Origin of the sequence: Virgibacillus ihumii (assembly GCF_902726655.1) — a bacterium.
GTDB lineage: Bacteria > Bacillota > Bacilli > Bacillales > Amphibacillaceae > Lentibacillus > Lentibacillus ihumii.
In genome coordinates, this window is sequence record NZ_CACVAN010000001.1 from 2370749 (window position 1) to 2390078 (window position 19330).

The 19330-nt window shown below is 44.8% G+C and carries 16 protein-coding genes; all 16 read right to left on the bottom strand.

All coding sequences use genetic code 11. The features are described 5' to 3' along the window. Nucleotides 1–119: 119 nt before the first annotated feature. The 16 genes from HUX68_RS11440 to HUX68_RS11515 all read right to left on the bottom strand — a co-directional run bounded on the left by HUX68_RS11440 (nt 120) and on the right by HUX68_RS11515 (nt 19323). Nucleotides 120–1085, bottom strand: a complete 966-nt coding sequence (locus HUX68_RS11440; protein WP_174614952.1) for a nuclease-related domain-containing protein — start codon at nt 1083–1085, stop codon at nt 120–122. A 209-nt stretch (nt 1086–1294) separates the two neighbouring features. After that, on the bottom strand, nt 1295–1924 hold the full coding sequence (locus HUX68_RS11445) for a thymidine kinase (RefSeq protein ID WP_174616439.1): 630 nt from the start codon (nt 1922–1924) through the stop codon (nt 1295–1297). A gap of 259 nt (nt 1925–2183) precedes the next feature. Continuing rightward, complete coding sequence (locus tag HUX68_RS11450) at nt 2184–2429, bottom strand: type B 50S ribosomal protein L31 (RefSeq protein WP_174614953.1); 246 nt, start codon at nt 2427–2429, stop codon at nt 2184–2186. 140 nt (nt 2430–2569) lie between these two features. Then, on the bottom strand, nt 2570–3850 hold the full coding sequence (gene rho, locus HUX68_RS11455) for a transcription termination factor Rho (protein WP_174614954.1): 1281 nt from the start codon (nt 3848–3850) through the stop codon (nt 2570–2572). Between the two features lie 323 nt (nt 3851–4173). Next, nucleotides 4174–5142 (bottom strand): class II fructose-bisphosphatase, encoded by a 969-nt coding sequence (glpX, locus tag HUX68_RS11460; RefSeq protein ID WP_174614955.1) that lies wholly within the window; start codon nt 5140–5142, stop codon nt 4174–4176. Between the two features lie 61 nt (nt 5143–5203). Next, nucleotides 5204–6490: a UDP-N-acetylglucosamine 1-carboxyvinyltransferase gene (locus tag HUX68_RS11465; RefSeq protein WP_174614956.1), complete on the bottom strand. Its 1287-nt coding sequence runs from the start codon at nt 6488–6490 to the stop codon at nt 5204–5206. A 117-nt stretch (nt 6491–6607) separates the two neighbouring features. Further along, entirely contained in the window at nt 6608–7249 is a 642-nt protein-coding gene (fsa, locus tag HUX68_RS11470) for a fructose-6-phosphate aldolase (protein ID WP_174614957.1), read from the bottom strand. A 504-nt stretch (nt 7250–7753) separates the two neighbouring features. Further along, nucleotides 7754–8113 carry a response regulator gene (locus HUX68_RS11475; RefSeq protein WP_174614958.1) on the bottom strand — a complete coding sequence of 120 codons (360 nt, stop codon included), beginning with the start codon at nt 8111–8113 and terminating at the stop codon, nt 7754–7756. 207 nt (nt 8114–8320) lie between these two features. Then, entirely contained in the window at nt 8321–9931 is a 1611-nt protein-coding gene (pyrG, locus tag HUX68_RS11480; RefSeq protein ID WP_174614959.1) for a CTP synthase, read from the bottom strand. A gap of 202 nt (nt 9932–10133) precedes the next feature. Beyond that, nucleotides 10134–10655, bottom strand: coding sequence for a DNA-directed RNA polymerase subunit delta (gene rpoE / locus HUX68_RS11485; RefSeq protein ID WP_174614960.1), 522 nt, complete (start codon nt 10653–10655; stop codon nt 10134–10136). 518 nt (nt 10656–11173) lie between these two features. Continuing rightward, nucleotides 11174–14413: a fused isobutyryl-CoA mutase/GTPase IcmF gene (icmF, locus tag HUX68_RS11490; RefSeq protein ID WP_174614961.1), complete on the bottom strand. Its 3240-nt coding sequence runs from the start codon at nt 14411–14413 to the stop codon at nt 11174–11176. Further along, complete coding sequence (locus HUX68_RS11495) at nt 14391–15053, bottom strand: TetR/AcrR family transcriptional regulator (RefSeq protein WP_174614962.1); 663 nt, start codon at nt 15051–15053, stop codon at nt 14391–14393. Before HUX68_RS11495 ends, icmF begins: the two co-directional genes overlap by 23 nt. After that, the gene (gene meaB / locus HUX68_RS11500) at nt 15050–15982 is read right to left on the bottom strand and encodes a methylmalonyl Co-A mutase-associated GTPase MeaB (protein WP_174614963.1); all 933 of its coding nucleotides are present in this window, start codon (nt 15980–15982) and stop codon (nt 15050–15052) included. Before meaB ends, HUX68_RS11495 begins: the two co-directional genes overlap by 4 nt. A gap of 153 nt (nt 15983–16135) precedes the next feature. Then, nucleotides 16136–17275 carry an acyl-CoA dehydrogenase gene (locus HUX68_RS11505; protein WP_174614964.1) on the bottom strand — a complete coding sequence of 380 codons (1140 nt, stop codon included), beginning with the start codon at nt 17273–17275 and terminating at the stop codon, nt 16136–16138. A gap of 14 nt (nt 17276–17289) precedes the next feature. Next, on the bottom strand, nt 17290–18432 hold the full coding sequence (locus HUX68_RS11510) for an acyl-CoA dehydrogenase (RefSeq protein WP_174614965.1): 1143 nt from the start codon (nt 18430–18432) through the stop codon (nt 17290–17292). Nucleotides 18433–18471: 39 nt separating this feature from the next. Continuing rightward, complete coding sequence (locus tag HUX68_RS11515) at nt 18472–19323, bottom strand: 3-hydroxybutyryl-CoA dehydrogenase (RefSeq protein WP_174614966.1); 852 nt, start codon at nt 19321–19323, stop codon at nt 18472–18474. Nucleotides 19324–19330: the final 7 nt, after the last annotated feature.

Below are 19330 nucleotides of genomic sequence, written 5' to 3' on the forward strand. Positions count from 1 at the left end.
GGCAGATAGGTTTATCAGTCAGTTTGGCACTTTTATCGGTCACTTTTACAGTTTTATCAGTCACTTTCGTATATTTATCGGTCACTTTTATGAATTTATCAGTCACTTTCACACTTTTATCAGTATTTCAACTTCAGCATGTATTTTCGACTTCGGTTTGTGCCATAACACGCGTATTCTTTTTGCAATATTTTTTTTACTATATCTGCTGACTCAACCATTAAAAAAGCCCTTGCCTCGGCATTCGTAATTACATCGCTAACCAGCAGTAAATAATCATTCAATGCGGCAAGATGCGCATTTTTGGAAACGTAACGGCAAAATGGGCATCGCCATTTCCCGTACTCCCTCTTCATCGGCGCCGCATCACACGCCGGGCAAAAAACACCGTGGATCAGTTCGCTCGGCTTGATACCGAACTTATCCAGAATATCAACTTTTTTCGGAGTGTGCTCCTCAATCAACCGATCCGATATCTTTGCAATGGTATCCATACCCAGCACCAGAGACGTGTTCTCTTTCAGCAGTTCATTTATTTTAAAGAACAATTGATTGGCGTGGATAACCTTTTTCGAGACTGGGGTCTCCGGATATAGCGGTTTGATAATCGTTTTAGGGGAGCTGAAAACGACAAAATAATGAAGAGGGATATGCGGAAGACCCATTTTATTCAATAAAAGGCGCAATCGGTGCATCTGCAGTTTGACCTGTGGGATCGGGTTCAACATGCCCGTGTCAACTCCATTGTCATCGCGGCGGATCACCTGTTTATCCCCGTCAAAAAATATCGTTCCATACCAGTTTTTGACCTCAACTGCCAAAAACAGCATCGGGTACATCAGCAGATTATCAATTTCGAAATGACTGTCTGTACAGGGTATGCGAGGATTTCGGTGATGATAGTGGTCGTCAGGTGGCAAAAATCGAAGCATGTACTGTACATCGTTTTCACCTTTTAGTCCTGTCTTTTCTTTGATTAGCTCATCATTTATTTTATTTCTCAATGGATGCCTTGCTGGAAGGCGCCGATGGAGGGCTTCCAACTTTGGCAAATAATCGGAGCGTTCGTGCTGTATAAGTGGCATCGATTCACAACCTTTCAATTGTTATGATTGCCATTATTGTACAACACGCCCTAGTACATAGGATATTAGCTAAAATTAAATTTCATCCCATAATTCAGCACAGATTTCATACAAAGCTACAAGAGAAAATCAATTTTCAACTGACTTTTTTATATTAAATTAACTTTTTCCCCAAAATTAAAAAAGCACCCCCTCAGGGCGCTCTTTCATTAGCGTTGTGCACTTTTCAATCCAGCAGTTAATGCTACACTACTGGGTTTGTTTGGGACTTCATGATGGTGGCGGCATCTTGGTTCATAAGACTCGGATGCGCCGACCATGATAATCGGGTCGTCGTATGATGCCGGTTTGCCGTTAATCAAACGCTGCGTACGGCTGGCGGGAGATCCGCAGACAGGGCAAATAGCATTCAGTTTGGTGACTGATTCGGCAAGTGCCATCAGTTTAGGCATCGGCCCGAATGGCTCGCCGCGGAAGTCAGTGTCAAGTCCGGCGATGATGACACGGATGCCTTCATTGGCTAGTTCATCGGCCACGGCGACAATATTTTCATCAAAAAATTGCGCCTCATCAATTCCAATCACATCCACGTTCGAATCGTCCTCAATGTCAGCCAGAATATCATCGGAGGTTTTGACTGGGCGCGCAATGGTCGAATTGCCATTGTGCGAAACAATGGAGTCATCGGAATACCTGTCGTCGATCGCAGGCTTGTAAACACGGATGGACAAGTGTCCAAATGTAGCGCGGCGCACCCTCCGTATCAGTTCCTCAGATTTCCCGGAAAACATGCTTCCGCAAATCACCTCAACCCAGCCGCTTTGTTTCATAACATACATAAGTGGATCTCCCTTCAGCGTTCTTATCCTATGTTTGCAGTTACTGCATATGTGCATCTGTGGCATTCAACCACATTTCTGCTTTTCTATAGTTTAACACTTTTTTCGACAAATTTTCATTTAAAATTGAAAGTAAAAAAACAGGCAACGATTTAGACACTTTGCCTGTTTTTTGCTTATACAATTTCGGCTGGGCGATTCTGCCGCCTCAGCCTGTATTAATCCAGTTCCGAGGACAAGCCCTCTTCACTTTTTGGACTTATTTCATATTATATTTTTTCTTAAATCGGTCTACACGTCCGCCAACTTTGTCAGCTTTTTGTTTCCCAGTGTAGAATGGGTGTGAATCTGAACTGATTTCAACACGAATCAGCGGGTATGAGTTGCCATCTTCCCACTCGATTGTTTCTTCTGAATTTTGTGTTGAGCCGCTCAAGAATTTAAAATCTGAGCTTGTGTCCAAAAACACAACTTTTCTGTATTCCGGGTGAATTTCCTTCTTCATTACTTCCACTCCTTTTTGCCCTGAATCCCATGGAGACAGAGTTATTGTAAGAGCCGTCACAGGTACAAGACCTTATCTAAACTCACATAAAAAAATTATAACAGTCTGCACCATCGATTGCAATAGCTATTTATTGCCGGCTATTTTTTTACACCTTTACGGGTCATTTCCTCATCCATCTGCTGGAAAAATTCATCATTGTTCTTGGATGCACGCATTCGCTTCAAGAAGCGGTCCAGGAAGTTATGGGAGTCCTGCATCGTTTTGCGGATTGCCCAGATTTTATCAAGATGCCCCTTCGAAACAAGCAGTTCTTCTTTCCGAGTGCCGGATTTCAGAATGTCGATCGACGGGAAAATCCGGCGTTCAGCAAGGCTGCGATCAAGGTGCAGCTCCATATTACCGGTTCCTTTGAATTCCTCGTAAATAACGTCATCCATGCGTGAACCTGTGTCAACCAGCGCAGTTGCTAAAATCGTAAAGCTGCCGCCTTCTTCGATATTCCGGGCTGCCCCGAAGAATCGTTTCGGACGATGGAATGCTGCCGGGTCGATACCGCCTGAAAGTGTACGTCCGCTCGGCGGGATAACCAAGTTGTACGCACGGGCCAAACGAGTGATGCTGTCCATCAGCACGATGACATCACGTTTGTGCTCGACAAGGCGCATCGCCCGCTCCAGGACTAGTTCGGAAACTTTGATATGACTTTCCGGAACTTCATCAAAAGTTGAGCTGACCACATCAACATCCGGCGAAACCGACCGTTCGATATCGGTAACTTCTTCTGGCCGCTCGTCCACCAGCAAAATAATCAGTTTCGCATGCGGATGGTTGGCGGAAATGCTGTTGGCAATTTCTTTGAGCAGTACCGTTTTCCCTGCTTTTGGCGGTGCAACAATCAGTCCGCGCTGTCCAAAGCCGACCGGTGTCATCAAATCGATAATCCTAGTGGACAACCGTTTCGTTTCTTTTTCCAATTGCATTAAACGATCCGGATAAAGTGCCGTCAGTGCCGGGAAATGAACACGCTCTTTCGCTGTTTCAGGGTCCTCTCCGTTAACCGCATCCACGTGCAGCAAGCCATAGTAGCGCTCATTCTCTTTCGGAGGACGGACCTTACCGGAAACTTTATCACCGTTACGCAAATCAAAACGTCTGATTTGTGAAGCAGAAATGTAAATGTCCTCTGCACTCGGGGAGTAATTAATCGGGCGGAGGAATCCGAATCCTTCTGACGGAATAATCTCCAAAATTCCATCCATAAATAAGTACCCGTCTTTTTCCGCCTGCGCTTTTAAAATAGCAAAAATCAGTTCACGTTTTGTCAGTTTTGCATAATAGGAAACCTTATATTCACGCGCTAATGCATATACTTCTTTTAATGTCAGTGTCTCTAAATGAGATATTGTTAATGCTGCCATTCAATTCACCACGCCTATTCATTTTTACTAATTTGATTATTGATAAAGATATGTTTAAATTCATTTAAATTTCCTGTTAGATGGTCAGTTTATATGAAATGAAGAATTACCGGGAGCTAGAATAGAAGTTTGTACACATTATAACTATATTATCCAAACTAAACTAGTAGTAAACATCTACCATAATACCCTTTAACCTCGTAAGTTTCAATACCAATATTCAAAAACACAGCATTCGCCTTGCCATGCTGCGGTTTTGATCAAAAAAATGATATAAATAATAGAGAGGGAAGCCTGAATTTTTCCGGCTTCCCTGCAGCTATTTATGGTTTTATAACATAGTTGGGTTTTTTCTCCAGACTGTGCTTTCCATCAATGAAGCGAACTGTTCCGCTTTTGGCACGCATAACAACAGTTTCAGTCGTAGCTTTTTCACCTTTGAACTGAACACCCTGCAGCAATTCACCATCTGTTACGCCGGTAGCTGCAAAAATGGCATCGTCACCACCACATAGATCTTCCATGTGAAGAACTTTGTCGGCATCCAAAATACCCATTTTAGTACAGCGCTCACGTTCCGCTTCATCTTTTGGAAGCAGTTTTCCCTGGATTTCACCGCCAAGGCATTTCAATGCAACGGCACTGAGTACGCCTTCCGGAGCACCGCCAATTCCAAGCAGGAGATCCACTCCCGTATCATCAAAAGCAGTATTCATCGCTGCTGCCACGTCCCCATCCGGAATAAGTTTGATGCGGGCACCAGCTTCCCGGATTTCTTCGATTAATTCCTTATGGCGCGGCCGATCCAATACAATAACGACCAAATCTTCCACTGCTTTATTCTTCGCCTCGGCAACAGCTTTCAAATTATCGGCCGTGGATGCGTTGAGATCAACTTTTCCTACCGCTTCCGGTCCTACTGCAATTTTTTTCATGTACATGTCCGGTGCATGCAGCAGCTTTTTATGATCAGCAATCGCAATGACTGCCAGTGCATTCCATGTACCTTGAGCAACGATGTTCGTTCCTTCAAGCGGGTCTACAGCGACATCTACACTGGGGCCAGTGCCAGTACCAAGTTCTTCGCCTATGTACAACATTGGTGCTTCGTCTTTTTCACCTTCCCCAATGACAACCCGTCCTTTCATCGGGATGGTATCAAACACGTCGCGCATGGCAGAAGTTGCGGCATCATCCGCCTCTTCCTTTTTGCCCCGACCCATCCAGCGTGCTGATTTCAGGGCTGCTGCCTCGGTAACGCGTACGATTTCCATTGTTAAACTTCTCTCCATTTTTAAACCTCTCCTTTTAAAAAATACCCTCATCCCACGAAGATATTTTTAGAGAATAGTGCTAGGAATTTTGAAATTGCCGCACTTCCTCTTCGGACATTTCCTCACGCCAGACATTGGCTCCGAGGGTAATTAATTTATCTGTTATTTTTTCGTACCCGCGGTCAATATGGTCAAGGCCGGTTATCTCTGTTACTCCGTTGGCCATCAACCCGGCAATGATAAGCGCTGCACCTGCGCGCAAGTCGCTTGCCTTCACTTTTGCACCTTGCAGCTCAACAGGACCGGATATAATGGCTGAGCCACCCTCAACTTTTATTATAGCATTCATTCGACGTAATTCATCAATATGTTTTAATCTTGCTGAATAAATCGTGTCTGTAATAACACCGGTATTAACTGCTTTCGTTAAAAGCGTCGTGAACGGCTGCTGCAGGTCCGTCGGAAAACCAGGATAAACCAATGTTTTGATATCGACACTTTTGAGTGGTTTTTTTGGTGAGATCAGTAATTGCTCATCACCTTCCTCAATATCGACACCCATTTCACGCAATTTTGCCAGCACGGACTCGAGATGTTGGGGAATCACATTATCAATAATAACCTCGTCACCCTGCGCAGCGGCGGCAATCGCATATGTGCCCGCTTCAATTCTGTCCGGAATAATCGTATGCCGGCAGCCATTCAGTGAAGACACCCCTTCAATTCGGATGACATCCGTTCCAACACCTTTGATGTTCGCCCCCATATTCGTTAAAAGGGTAGCCACATCAATGATTTCCGGTTCTTTTGCAGCATTTTCAATAACTGTTTTACCTTTCGCTTTGACAGCAGCCAGCATGATGTTGATGGTTGCACCTACACTGACCACATCGAGATAAATTCTCGCGCCTCTCAATTCATTCGCACGAAGGTAAATAGCACCCTGTTCATTGGTCACTTCCGCTCCGAGCGCTTCAAATCCTTTAATGTGCTGGTCGATTGGACGCGGCCCTAAATGACAGCCGCCCGGCAGCCCAATGACTGCCTGCTTGAATTTGCCCAGCATCGCACCCATAAAATAGTAGGATGCCCGCAGTTTTTTGACTTTACCATTTGGCAATGGCATTGAAACCATGTGTTGAGGATCAATGTATACCGTTTGTCCGTCCCAGCTGACTTTGCCGCCGATTTCCTCGAGCAAACCACCGAGGGTATAAATATCCGATATTTCCGGGAGTCCCTCGATAGCTACCTCGGAATCCGCCATCAGTGCAGCCGGAAGTAATGCTACTGCACTATTTTTGGCACCGTTGATCCGAACTTTTCCATTTAACAAATGACCGCCTTCAACTAACATCTTTTCCACTTTGGAGCACCCCACTTTGTTTGTTACAGGACTTACTGATGCAGGCTGACATTGCACTGCCTCTCAATTCCATCCATATTCAACCATAGTTTGCACAAATTTTCCATTTTCATGTACTTATTTTTGCTTATTCCAATCATTCAGGAATTTTTCAATCCCTTGATCTGTTAATGGATGTTTGACAAGCTGTCCCAGTACCTTATATGGGATGGTCGCAATATGTGCTCCATTTGCTGCAGCATCCGTAACATGCAATGGGTGTCTGATCGAGGCTGCAATAATTTCCGTTTCGATGCCATGTTGGTCGAAAATTTGCGAGATGGTTGCGATCAGATCCATTCCATCTTGACCAATGTCATCCAGTCTGCCGAGGAATGGTGACACGTATGACGCACCTGCACGCGCTGCCAGCAATGCCTGATTCGCATTAAAAATAAGTGTTACATTTGTTTTAATATTAAGATCACTGAACGCCTTAACTGCTTTTAAGCCCTCTAGTGTCATCGGAACTTTGACCGTGATATTCGGTGCAATCGCGGCAAGCTCCTTACCTTCCTTGATCATGCCTTCCGCATCTTCGGCAATTACTTCCGCGCTGACCGAACCATCCACTTCACTGGTGATTTCCCGTAAACGGTCATGGAAAGAAACACCCTCTTTGGCCACCAGGCTCGGGTTTGTCGTTACACCAGCGAGTATTCCAAGAGCATTCGCGGAACGCACCTCATCAATATTCGCTGTATCGATAAAAAATTTCATATTTATTTACCTCGCTTTCCTGCATAATTTATGCCTATGACTAATTTTTGCTCATATGAACCGAGTGCACACATTTAAACTGGGTTACGCTCTGATTACTTTTGACAATAACACCATAAAAGTACAACGGTTCGACGGCTTTTTTCGTCAATAAGGACATGACGTAATGTCAGTCCGGTTAACCGGATACACAACTCAAAAACCGTATCCAACAGTCTATATTTTTGCCACAATAATAGAATACCAACTACTGACGGAAGTGGCAAGAACAAATCCCGCAGCTCCCATTCTTCATAAAAAAACAGCCGGTGACCCGATCATCAGCTGTTTTGGGTTGTAACGTCAATTAAGAATTACCATATTAGAAAACTTGGTTGTCACCAAGCTTTTAGGTGACAGCCATAGTTGCACTTATGCAGTAAGAAAGGATTTTATACTTTCTTAACTGCTAAAAAACTTCGGCACTCGCTGTATGATAAGGCGAATGCGAAGTTTTTCCAAGTGTTACCCAAGCAAACTTCTGGTAAAATCACACACTTCCTGTACATTAAAAGGCTTGGCCAGGATTTTTTTTACGGGACTTAACTGCTCGGTTTCGGTACTGATGTCTTCCGGAAGGCCGCTCATAATAATTGCCGGTGTTGTGATATCACGATCATTCATTTTTCTTAACACTTCAACCCCATCAACTATGGGCAATTTATAATCCAGCATGATCAAGTCAAACTCTGTACTGAACAAATTATCAAGTGCTTCTTTTCCAGTTGTCACAGTCGTTACATGATAGCCTTCATTAGTAAAAACCTCCTGCAAAAGCAGGCGAATCCCAGGCTGATCATCTACGACAAGAATCTTTCGTGTCATAGTTTTTAACCATCCCCATCCCCGTTTTCAAAATAGTCATATATTTTTATCCTGATATCTATCTTCGCCATTATAATAAGTTCTACATAAAATTAAAATATCCTCCCGGGTAAGAACTTTTCATCGAGAAATAAGCAATTTGTATGGAAGCATTACAAAAGACCTGCACAAAACGTCGATAAATACACTTTGCGCAGGTCTTACATCCTATTTATTACTCCGCTGGCTGAAAGCCGCACCAATAAAGCCCTCAAACAATGCTTGCGGATTTGTCGGGCGTGATTTGAACTCCGGATGGAACTGACATGCCACAAACCACGGATGATCTGCAATTTCGATTGTCTCAATCAACCTGCCATCCGGACTTGTCCCGGAAAAAACAAATCCGTTATCAGCCATTTGCTCACGGTACTCATTATTAAATTCATAACGGTGACGGTGCCGTTCATAAACAATATCTTCATTCCGGTATGCAGCTTTTGTTTTCGTATCATCAACCAGCTTGCATGGATAAATACCAAGCCTTAATGTACCGCCCATATCAGAAATGTTTTTCTGCTCCGGAAGCAGGTCAATGATTGGATATGGTGTGTTCGGATTAATTTCAGCCGAATGCGCACCTTCCATTCCAAGTACATTTCGGGCAAATTCCACCGTTGCCAGCTGCATGCCCAGACAGATGCCGAAGTATGGAACGTTATTTTCACGGGCGTAACGAATTGCTTCGATTTTTCCTTCAATTCCACGATCACCGAATCCACCCGGGACAAGAACGCCATCGACCTGTTTCAGTTCCTGTTTAATACATTCCTCATCCAGCTTCTCGGCATTGATCCATTTTACTTCCACATTGGAATCATAAGAATACCCAGCATGTTTTAACGATTCCACAACCGAAAGATACGCATCCGGCAGTTCCACATATTTTCCGACAAGACCGATTGTAATGGTTTTGGAAAGTCCACGGACTTTATTGACCAGTTTCATCCATTCATCCATATCTGCCGGACCGCAATCAAGTCCGAAGTGATTACAGGTAAGCTGATCGAGCTGCTGCTCCTGCAATGATACAGGGATTTGATACAATGTATCCGCATCAATCATTTCAATTACTGCCTTTTCATCAATATCACAGAATAGGGCAATTTTCTCTTTCATTTCCGTACTGATTGGGAGTTCTGTCCGCAGTACAATTGCATCCGGCTGAATCCCCAGTGAGCGCAATTCCTTTACACTGTGCTGGGTTGGCTTGGTCTTCATTTCACCTGCCGCCTTAATGTACGGGACAAGTGTACAATGGATGTACATTACATGGTCTCTGCCGATGTCACTTTTAATCTGGCGGATCGCTTCCAAAAATGGCAATGATTCAATATCACCGACTGTTCCGCCGATTTCAGTGATGACGACATCAGCCTTCGTTTCCTGGCCGGCCCGGAATACCTGTTCTTTAATTTCATTGGTAATATGCGGGATAACCTGCACCGTACCGCCCAGATAATCACCGCGGCGTTCTTTTTTGATAACGCTCGAATAAACTTTTCCCGTTGTAATGTTGCTGTATTTGTTCAGGTTGATATCGGTAAACCGTTCATAATGGCCCAGATCAAGGTCAGTCTCTGCACCGTCTTCGGTTACAAAAACTTCGCCGTGCTGATACGGACTCATCGTACCCGGGTCCACATTAATGTACGGGTCAAATTTTTGGATAGTAATTTTCAGACCGCGGTTTTTCAATAACCGGCCCAGTGAAGCAGCAGTTATCCCTTTCCCTAACGATGAAACAACGCCCCCGGTTACAAATATATATTTCGTCATGTTACATCCCTCTTCTTTCTATCTGTTAATATGTTCGTTTGTTTAAAAATAAATCATAAAAAGCTTTGTTATGTTACAAAATGGACAAAAAAACAAAAAAAGCGCTCCCCCATATTGGTAAGGGGAAACGCTTTGTATCTTTTAAATTAAAGAGCCCAATAAAAATTGTACGCATACGTTATGAAAAAGTCAAGCACGCTTTTTATTTCTTTTTGTCCTCTTCATCGTCCTCGTATTCTTCATCTTCATCATGTTCATCATCTTCATAATCATCACGTTCATCATCAAAGTCGTCACCAAAATGATCTTCTTCATCATCATGCACTTCATCTTCAAACTTATCCGTCAGCACTTCGAGATCATCTGACTCAGGTTCTTCCTGCTTTACTGGCTGTTTCTTTTTTGTTGCTTTCTTTTTCGTACTTTTTTTCTTTTTCTTCTTTGGTGCTGCCCCTTCTTCATCAATCTGTTCGACAGGGTACCAGCGCTTCAGCCCCCAGATGCCGGAGCCTGTGGTAATCAATCTGCCGTCAACCGTCAAATCTGTGTAAAACTGAGAAAGATAACCTTCTTTTTGTTCTTCGGTAAAGCCTTTCATTTCGGCAACCTGGTCATATAATTCACTGTAATGAGCAGCTTTTTGTTTATCTGATAAAATATTATGTGCCAATTCAACCATTGGCATTCTTTGCATTTCCTCGCGGCTGTAATCGTTCAAACCCATGCTACCGCACTCCCTTTTTTCATGTATTAAGACGATGGTATCTGTTCATCGTGTTCGTATGTTTTTCCAGCAGATGTACTATATAATTCATACCATCCATTATAAACAAATCTGAATCCAATATGCCAGTATTACCTGAAAAAAGTTGAGAAAAACTTGTTTTCTCAACTTTTTATTTCAATCAAGTCAAACTTTCGCACCTCAGTTTAACATTATGAAGATGTTAATCCACCGCTGCGGAAATACACTTCACTTTCACTTTCGAGCATAAGTGCGACATCTGCTCAAGCAAGCTTTCGCAGTGTCTTCTTTACCGTGGGCGGCTGATGAGCCTCCCTTGTGCTCGTCGTGTTGCAAGCATATTCAGCGGTGTTCCACTCCTCGCAAAAAAGATCGCTAACGCGCTACGGAGTCTCATCTAGGCCTCTGCTCCCACAGGAGTCTCAGCGTATTTCCTCCGCTTGGTTTTGATAAACTGATATTGATAGCAATGGAATACAGTAGATGTTTTTTTAGTGTTACATATTCCTTCGATACTGTCCGCCAACTTCGTAAAGTGCGTTGGTAATTTGACCGAGACTGGCAACTTTGACAGTTTCCATCAGTTCGACGAAAATATTTCCGCCGGATGCCGCAACTTCTTTCAGTCGTGACAATGCTGCTTCAGTCTGATCGTTGTTCGTGTCCTGGAATTTGTGCAGTTCAGTAATCTGATGTTCTTTTTCCTCTTTCGATGCACGGGCAAGCTCCATCGAATCAATCTGATCTTCTGATGGCGGATTCGGATTGATATACGTATTCACGCCAACAAGCGGCAGGTCACCGGAATGTTTTTTACCTTCATAATACAGTGATTCTTCCTGGATTTTTCCGCGCTGATACTGACGCTCCATTGCACCAAGCACACCACCGCGGTCATTCATCTTTTCAAATTCCTGCAGAACGGCTTCTTCGACAAGATCGGTCAGCTCTTCCACAACAAATGAACCCTGCAGCGAGTTTTCATTTTTGGTCAGACCGAATTCTTTATTGATAATCATCTGAATCGCCATCGCGCGCCGGACCGATTCTTCCGTCGGAGTCGTGATTGCTTCATCATATGCATTCGTATGCAGGGAATTCGTGTTATCCTGGATTGCCAGCAATGCCTGCAGTGTTGTCCGGATATCATTAAAATCAATTTCCTGGGCATGCAGGGAACGGCCAGATGTCTGAATGTGATACTTCAGTTTCTGACTGCGCTCATTGGCGCCATACTTATCGCGCATCGTTACAGCCCAGATGCGGCGTGCCACGCGTCCGATAACCGTGTATTCCGGATCGAGTCCGTTGGAAAAGAAGAACGACAGATTTTTGGCAAACTTGTTGACGTCCATTCCGCGGCTCAAATAGTACTCAACATACGTGAATCCGTTAGCCAGCGTAAAAGCAAGCTGTGTAATCGGGTTTGCTCCCGCTTCGGCAATATGGTAGCCGGAAATCGATACGGAATAATAGTTACGCACTTGTTTGTCAATAAAATATTGCTGGATATCACCCATCATCCTCAGCGCAAATTCCGTTGAGAAGATACAGGTGTTCTGGCCCTGGTCTTCTTTCAAAATATCCGCCTGAACTGTACCGCGCACAACGGAAACCGTTTCATCGCGGATTGCTTCGTATTCTTCCTGGTTCGGTTCGCGATTGTTTTCCTCTTTAAATTTAGCAACCTGATGATCAATTGCAGTGTTGAAATACATCGCCAAAATAATCGGTGCCGGTCCGTTAATCGTCATCGACACGGACGTTTTTGGATCGATCAGATCAAAACCGCTGTACAGCTTTTTCATATCATCCAATGTACAAATACTGACACCACTTTCGCCGACTTTTCCATATATATCTGGACGTTCAGCTGGATCCTCGCCGTATAATGTTACCGAGTCAAATGCTGTGGACAATCGTTTGGCGTCTTCATTTTTTGATAAATAATGAAAACGGCGGTTCGTCCGTTCCGGTGTTCCTTCACCGGCAAATTGACGGGTCGGATCCTCCCCTTTTCGTTTGAACGGGAAAACTCCTGCCGTAAATGGGAATACACCTGGCACATTTTCCTTCATCAGCCAGGTCAGACGCTCGCCCCAGTCGGTAAATTTCGGAAAGGCCACTTTAGGAACTTTCAGACCGGCCAGCGATTCTGTTGTAAGGTCGATTTCAATTTCTTTATCACGGACCTTATATGTCAATTTATCCCCACTGTAGCGTTCTTTCGTTTCATCCCATCCGTCAAGCAGCTTTTTCGCTTTCGGATCGAGTTCTTCCTGGTAAGTTGCAATGGATTGATCAATCACCGTTTTTGCACTTTCATCCTCCAGTGCGTCTTTTGCACCTTCCAGTTGATAAAGCTTCCGGGCAATGTCACTCTGTTTATCGGCATGCGTATGATAATTGCGGACATGTGTGGCAATTTCACGCAAATAGTGCCGGCGTTCATTGGTAATGATCATATTGTCTTTTTGCGCGATAACATTACGCTCAAAATCAACCGTATCGTCCCAGTCATATTTTTCATGTAATACATCGATGATCGCAGCAAACAGCGAATTTGTGCCGGCATCATTAAACTGGCTGGCGATGGTCCCGTAGACAGGAAATTTCGTTTTATCCTCATGGAACAGCATATGGCTGCGCTCGTATTGTTTGCGAACCTGATTCAGGGCATCCTCAGAACCTTTTTGCTCAAACTTGTTGATGACGATAAAATCAGCAAAGTCAATCATATCGATTTTTTCCAGTTGTGACGGGGCACCAAATTCAGCGGTCATCACATACATGGACAGATCCGTCACATCGGTAATCGCAGCATCCCCCTGTCCGATACCACTTGTTTCGACAATGATAAAATCATAGTCTGCCGCGCGCACAACATCAATGACATCCTGAATCGCCTTGGACAACTCACTTCTTGAATCACGTGTTGCCAATGAACGCATATAAACACGATCAGTAAAAATGGCATTCATCCGGATCCGGTCCCCAAGTAATGCGCCGCCGGTTTTCTTTTTTGTCGGATCGATCGAGATAATGGCAATTTTTTTGTCAGGCACTTCATTGATAAAGCGGCGGATCAGCTCATCGGTCAGGGAACTTTTTCCCGCACCGCCCGTACCGGTAATCCCCATGACCGGCGCATGATTCGATTGCCCCTGTAGTTTTTCCAGGATGCCCTGTTTTTCAGCATCTTCTTCCTGACTGCTTTCCATATACGTAATGAATCGGGCGATTGCCTGCCGCTCGCCTGCAGTCAATTTTTCCTGATCCTTTTTCAAGTCGATTGGCGGAAGAAAATCACATTGCTCGAGCATCTCGTTAATCATGCCCTGAAGCCCCAGTTCACGGCCGTTTTCCGGTGAAAAAATCCGTGACACACCATAATCATGCAATTCTTTAATTTCCCGCGGGATGATGACTCCTCCACCGCCGCCATATACATTGATATGGGGTGCACCCAATTCATTCAGCAGGTCAATCATATACTTGAAATATTCGACATGACCGCCCTGATAAGAAGAAATGGCGATACCCTGCGCGTCCTCCTGAATGGCTGCGTGGACGACCTCTTCAACAGACCGGTTGTGACCAAGATGGATCACTTCCGCCCCGCTTGCCTGAAGAATCCGGCGCATAATATTGATGGAGGCATCATGGCCATCATACAAACTTGATGCCGTCACAAAACGAACGGGATTTTCCGGTTTATACAGTTGCACTTGTTCCATCATCCATCCTCCTGTCGCTCGTATTTTTATGAATTGCCAGCGCCTGCATAAGATAGCAGGTCTGACGTTCAATGTACTCATCAAGGGTGAATTGCTTCTGCAGCATCCACCGTCTGAATCCCCACATTTGTCCTTGGATAAAAATGTTATTAGCCAAAAGTTTTACATCCTGCTTTGCCAGATCAGTCGGGACACACGATACAATCACTTCTTCCAACATACCAACCATATCGCGTTCCTTTTGCAGGACATATTCACGTGTTTCTTTTTTCATCGATTTAACTTCCTGATACAGGATAATAACTTCTTCCTGCATGTCATCCATTAGTTCAAAATAGGAGCGGATGACGTTTTCCAGGTTATCAACGGACGGATTTTTCAGATCGATTGTCGCTTCAAGCCGCTCTCTCACCTGTTGATAAATCGCATCGCAAACAAGAAACAGCACATCTTCTTTTGTTCGGATATATTCATAAAGAGTGCCGATACTGAAGCCTGATTCTTTGGCAATTTCCCGTGTTGTTGTCCGGTGAAAACCCTTTTCCTTAAAGAGGGTAATAGCTCCCTTGATCATTTGATTGCGGCGTTTTTCAACAAGATCCACATCTTTTACAGAAGAAAGGATTTTATTTTGCTTCATCCGTTGTCCTCCTTCCATTTTTCAAAAATATTTTGTGCGAGCTGATATGGGTCGCTGTCAGCTTCGATTGGTATGTCAGTCTTATTTTTTTCAGCGTATGTTTTCACTTCGCGCCAGATTTCCTCACGAACGAGTTCGTAAACCTCCAGCTCCTGCTGAAATTGGCGGCGTTTTTTTCCTTCATTGGTGCCGTATAAAAAGTCATGATGCTCATTTATTTTTTGCCACAATTTGTCGATGCCTTTGTTTTCCGTCGTTATCGTTTTGACGATTTGTGTCTCCTGGTCGCCTTTTGCCGTCATCATGACAAGTTCTTTTAACAGTGCCTTGAGCTTCCCATATCCTGGCAAATCCGCTTTGTTGATAACAAACAAATCGGCAATTTCCATGATGCCTGCTTTGAAGATCTGCAGCACATCCCCGCTGTTCGGGGTTAATACAAGTGCCGTTGTATCAACAATTTTCATAATATCAAGCTCAGACTGACCGACTCCGACCGTCTCCACAAGCACAACATCGAAACCATACGCATCACAAATACGAACTGCATCTTTAGTCGCCCTGGCCAAACCGCCGAGGCTGCCGCGCGTCGCCATGCTCCGAATGTACACCCCGTCATCGGTAAAATGTTCATTCATCCGGACCCGGTCACCGAGCAGTGCACCCCCGCTGAACGGGCTGGTCGGATCCACCGCAATAACCGCAACCGTCTTCCCTTCGTTGCGGATATGGGTGATGAGTCGGTTAACAAGCGAACTTTTTCCGGCACCGGGCGATCCGGTTAAACCCACATACCGCGCATGTTTTTTTGCTGCAAAAACATCACTCAGCATATCGAGCTTCTCAGGATGATCATTTTCCACCATTGTGATGGCCCGGGCCAGTGCGCGTATGTTTTTTTCCTTAATCTGCTCAACGAGTGGGTACATGTTTGATCATCCTTTCTGCCTTTGAGGCGCCGCCTGCTTGGGTGCTGGGGTCTCCCATTTGAGTTCTGTTCTCTCCCGTTTAGGTGTCGCTCTCTCCCATTTAGGGACTGCGGCGCGGGAAGTTATGAGCTTTGGCGTATTACTTAAATCAATCTACTTCGTCAGCATCCTGCCAATAACCAAACGCTGGATTTCGTTCGTTCCTTCATAAATCTGCGTGATTTTCGCATCGCGCATGTAGCGTTCAACCGGGTAATCCTTCGTGTACCCGTAGCCGCCGAATACCTGCACGGCTTCAACCGTTATGCGCATTGCGGCATCACCCGCGAATAATTTCGACATAGCGGATGCTTTTCCGTATGGCTTGCCCTCTGATTCGAGCCATGCTGCCTGGTAAGTCAAAAGACGTGATGCCTCGACTTCTGTTGCCATATCAGCAAGCTTGAAGGAAATACCCTGGTTTGCTGCGATCGGTTTGCCGAACTGTTCACGCTCCTTCGCGTAATCTGTCGCGGCATCAAGTGCACCCTGAGCGATTCCCAGTGCCTGCGCGGCAATACCGTTACGGCCTCCATCAAGTGTCGTCATGGCAATTTTAAACCCGTCACCTTCTGCACCAAGCATGTTTTCTTTTGGCACCCGGCAGTTTTCAAAAATCAGTTCGGTTGTCGGGGATGAACGAATACCGAGTTTCTTTTCTTTCTTACCGAATGTGAAGCCTTCTGTTCCCTTTTCGACGATAAACGCGCTGATTCCTTTATGGCGCGCTTCCGGATCAGTTATGGCAAAAACAAGATACAGATCTGCTACGCCGCCATTGGTAATCCAGACTTTATTGCCGTTTAAAATATAATCATCACCATCTTTTTTAGCGACGGTTTTCATATTTGCCGCATCACTGCCTGAACCTGGTTCGGAAAGGGCATATGCGCCCAAGGCCTCACCGGTTGCAAGACGGTAAAGGAATGTTTTCTTCTGTTCTTCATTTCCGTATTTGTAAATGGGCCAGCTGGCAAGTGACAGGTGTGCCGACAATGTTACGCCAGTTGATGCACAGACGCGGGACAGTTCCTCAACTGCGATGACATAACTCACAAAGTCTGCACCGATTCCGCCGTACTCTTCCTGCCACGGAATTCCGGTCAGTCCCAGTTCAGCCATCTTGTCGAAAATTTTCCGGTCAAAACGCTCCTCTTCATCACGCTCAGCCGCAGTAGGTTCCACTTCATTCTTGGCAAAATCACGGACCATTTTGCGCAGCATTTCCTGTTCTTCGGTTAGTTGAAAATCCATTTTTGTCTTCCTCCTTATTCCTTCAAAAGATTTTTGGCGATTACGATGTGCTGTATTTCATTCGTACCTTCATAAATCTCGGTAACTTTAGCATCACGAAAAAGGCGCTCAACCGGATAATCTTCGGTATAGCCGTATCCACCGAAAACCTGCACCGCTTCGATGGCAGCTTTTCGGGCCGTTTTTGATGCATACATTTTGGCCATTGATGCTTGTTTGCCTGCCGGAATGTCTCGTTCTACCAGTGAAGCAACATTATAGACCAGCAGTTTTGCTGCTTCAACCTCTGTTGCCATATCTGCCAGTTTAAAAGATATACCCTGATTTGCAGCAATTGGCTTGCCGAATTGCTTCCGCTCCTTCGCATAGGAGGTGGCATGTTCAAGTGCTGCTTCACCGATACCGAGCGCTTGTGCAGCAATACCAATCCGGCCGACATTCAAATTAGCCATCGCAATTTTGAACCCTTCACCCTCTTCACCGAGCAACTGTTCTCTTGGCACCTTGCAGTTATCAAAATTAATTTGAACGGTACTGGATCCGTGCAGCCCCATTTTCTTTTCCGGTTTACCGATTTCAAAGCCTAGTGTATCCCGTTCGATGATAAACGCACTGACACCTTGTGAGCCCTCTTCACCATTCGTACGGGCAAAGGTAATAAATGTATCAGCCGATCCGCCATTTGTAATAAAGATTTTGGAGCCGTTCAGAATATAATGATCGCCATCTTTTTTCGCTCTGGTTTTCATACTTGCCACGTCAGATCCTGCGCCAGGCTCTGTCACAGCAAACGCACCCAGGTATTCCCCGGATGCCAATTTAGGAATGTAATGCTTTTTTTGTGCTTCATTTCCGAAATACAGAATCGGACTTGTTCCTACAGATGTATGAACAGACAAAATAACACCGACCGTGGCACTAACCTTTGCCAGTTCATTGATGGCAATAATGTATGATGTGAAATCCATTCCGCTTCCGCCATATTCTTCGGGAATCGGGATTCCCATCAGCCCGAGTTCCCCCATTTTTTGAATAATTTCTTCCGGAAAGCGGTCTTCTTCCTCCATTTGTTTAATCCGAGGCGCTACTTCCTTTTGGGCAAAGTCGCGAACCATTTTCCGCATCATTTCCTGTTCTTCGGTAAAATTCAGGTTCATTCTGTTTGCCCTCCTTCCTGTTTTTCCTGGTGGTTTAAATTAACTGTACTGATAAAAGCCGCGGCCTGATTTTTTGCCCAGCCAACCGGCTTTCACATATTTTCTGAGCAGTGGACATGGACGGTACTTGCTGTCAGCGAAACCTTCGTACAGCACTTCCATGATATAAAGGCATGTATCGAGTCCGATAAAGTCCGCCAATGTCAGTGGCCCCATTGGATGGTTCATACCAAGTTTCATCACCGTATCAACATCTTCAACAGATGCAACGCCTTCGTGAACTGCAAAAATCGCTTCATTAATCATCGGCATTAAAATACGGTTCGCTGCAAATCCGGGTGCATCATTCACCTCAACTGGCGTTTTCGACAATTGGTTCGTCATCTCTTCAATAACCTGATAGGTTTCATCACTCGTTTGGATGCCGCGGATTATTTCGACCAATTTCATGACGGGAACCGGGTTCATGAAATGCATCCCGATGACCTGTTCCGGACGGTTGGTAGCTGCTGCGATTTCCGTAATCGGCAGTGATGATGTGTTGGATGCCAAAATCGCATGTTTTGGAGCAAACGCATCAAGGTCGCTGAACACTTTTGTCTTTACGTCCATATTCTCAACGATAGCTTCAATTACCAGATCACATGACCCGGCATCCTTTATTTCTGTTGAAGGTGTCAGCCGGTTAATGGTATCTGTTTTATCTGACTCACTGATACGTTCTTTTTCAACAGCGCGTGAAAGGAGCTTTTCAATATTTTTCATTCCTTTATCCAGCGCCTCTTCACTAACATCATTTAAAAGAACCTTGAAGCCTGACTGCGCACATACCTGGGCAATGCCAGCACCCATTTGTCCGGCCCCAATGACCATTACTTTTTCGATTGCCATGTTTTGC

Excerpts from the sequence above, each read along its gene's own strand:
- HUX68_RS11440 (WP_174614952.1), bottom strand. The coding sequence starts at position 1,085 with ATGCCACTTATACAGCACGAACGCTCCGATTATTTGCCAAAGTTGGAA.
- HUX68_RS11445 (WP_174616439.1), bottom strand. The coding sequence starts at position 1,924 with ATGTATGTTATGAAACAAAGCGGCTGGGTTGAGGTGATTTGCGGAAGC.
- HUX68_RS11450 (WP_174614953.1), bottom strand. The coding sequence starts at position 2,429 with ATGAAGAAGGAAATTCACCCGGAATACAGAAAAGTTGTGTTTTTGGAC.
- rho (WP_174614954.1), bottom strand. The coding sequence starts at position 3,850 with ATGGCAGCATTAACAATATCTCATTTAGAGACACTGACATTAAAAGAA.
- glpX (WP_174614955.1), bottom strand. The coding sequence starts at position 5,142 with ATGGAGAGAAGTTTAACAATGGAAATCGTACGCGTTACCGAGGCAGCA.
- fsa (WP_174614957.1), bottom strand. The coding sequence starts at position 7,249 with ATGAAATTTTTTATCGATACAGCGAATATTGATGAGGTGCGTTCCGCG.
- HUX68_RS11475 (WP_174614958.1), bottom strand. The coding sequence starts at position 8,113 with ATGACACGAAAGATTCTTGTCGTAGATGATCAGCCTGGGATTCGCCTG.
- pyrG (WP_174614959.1), bottom strand. The coding sequence starts at position 9,931 with ATGACGAAATATATATTTGTAACCGGGGGCGTTGTTTCATCGTTAGGG.
- rpoE (WP_174614960.1), bottom strand. The coding sequence starts at position 10,655 with ATGGGTTTGAACGATTACAGCCGCGAGGAAATGCAAAGAATGCCAATG.
- icmF (WP_174614961.1), bottom strand. The coding sequence starts at position 14,413 with ATGGAACAAGTGCAACTGTATAAACCGGAAAATCCCGTTCGTTTTGTG.
- HUX68_RS11495 (WP_174614962.1), bottom strand. The coding sequence starts at position 15,053 with ATGAAGCAAAATAAAATCCTTTCTTCTGTAAAAGATGTGGATCTTGTT.
- meaB (WP_174614963.1), bottom strand. The coding sequence starts at position 15,982 with ATGTACCCACTCGTTGAGCAGATTAAGGAAAAAAACATACGCGCACTG.
- HUX68_RS11505 (WP_174614964.1), bottom strand. The coding sequence starts at position 17,275 with ATGGATTTTCAACTAACCGAAGAACAGGAAATGCTGCGCAAAATGGTC.
- HUX68_RS11510 (WP_174614965.1), bottom strand. The coding sequence starts at position 18,432 with ATGAACCTGAATTTTACCGAAGAACAGGAAATGATGCGGAAAATGGTT.
- HUX68_RS11515 (WP_174614966.1), bottom strand. The coding sequence starts at position 19,323 with ATGGCAATCGAAAAAGTAATGGTCATTGGGGCCGGACAAATGGGTGCT.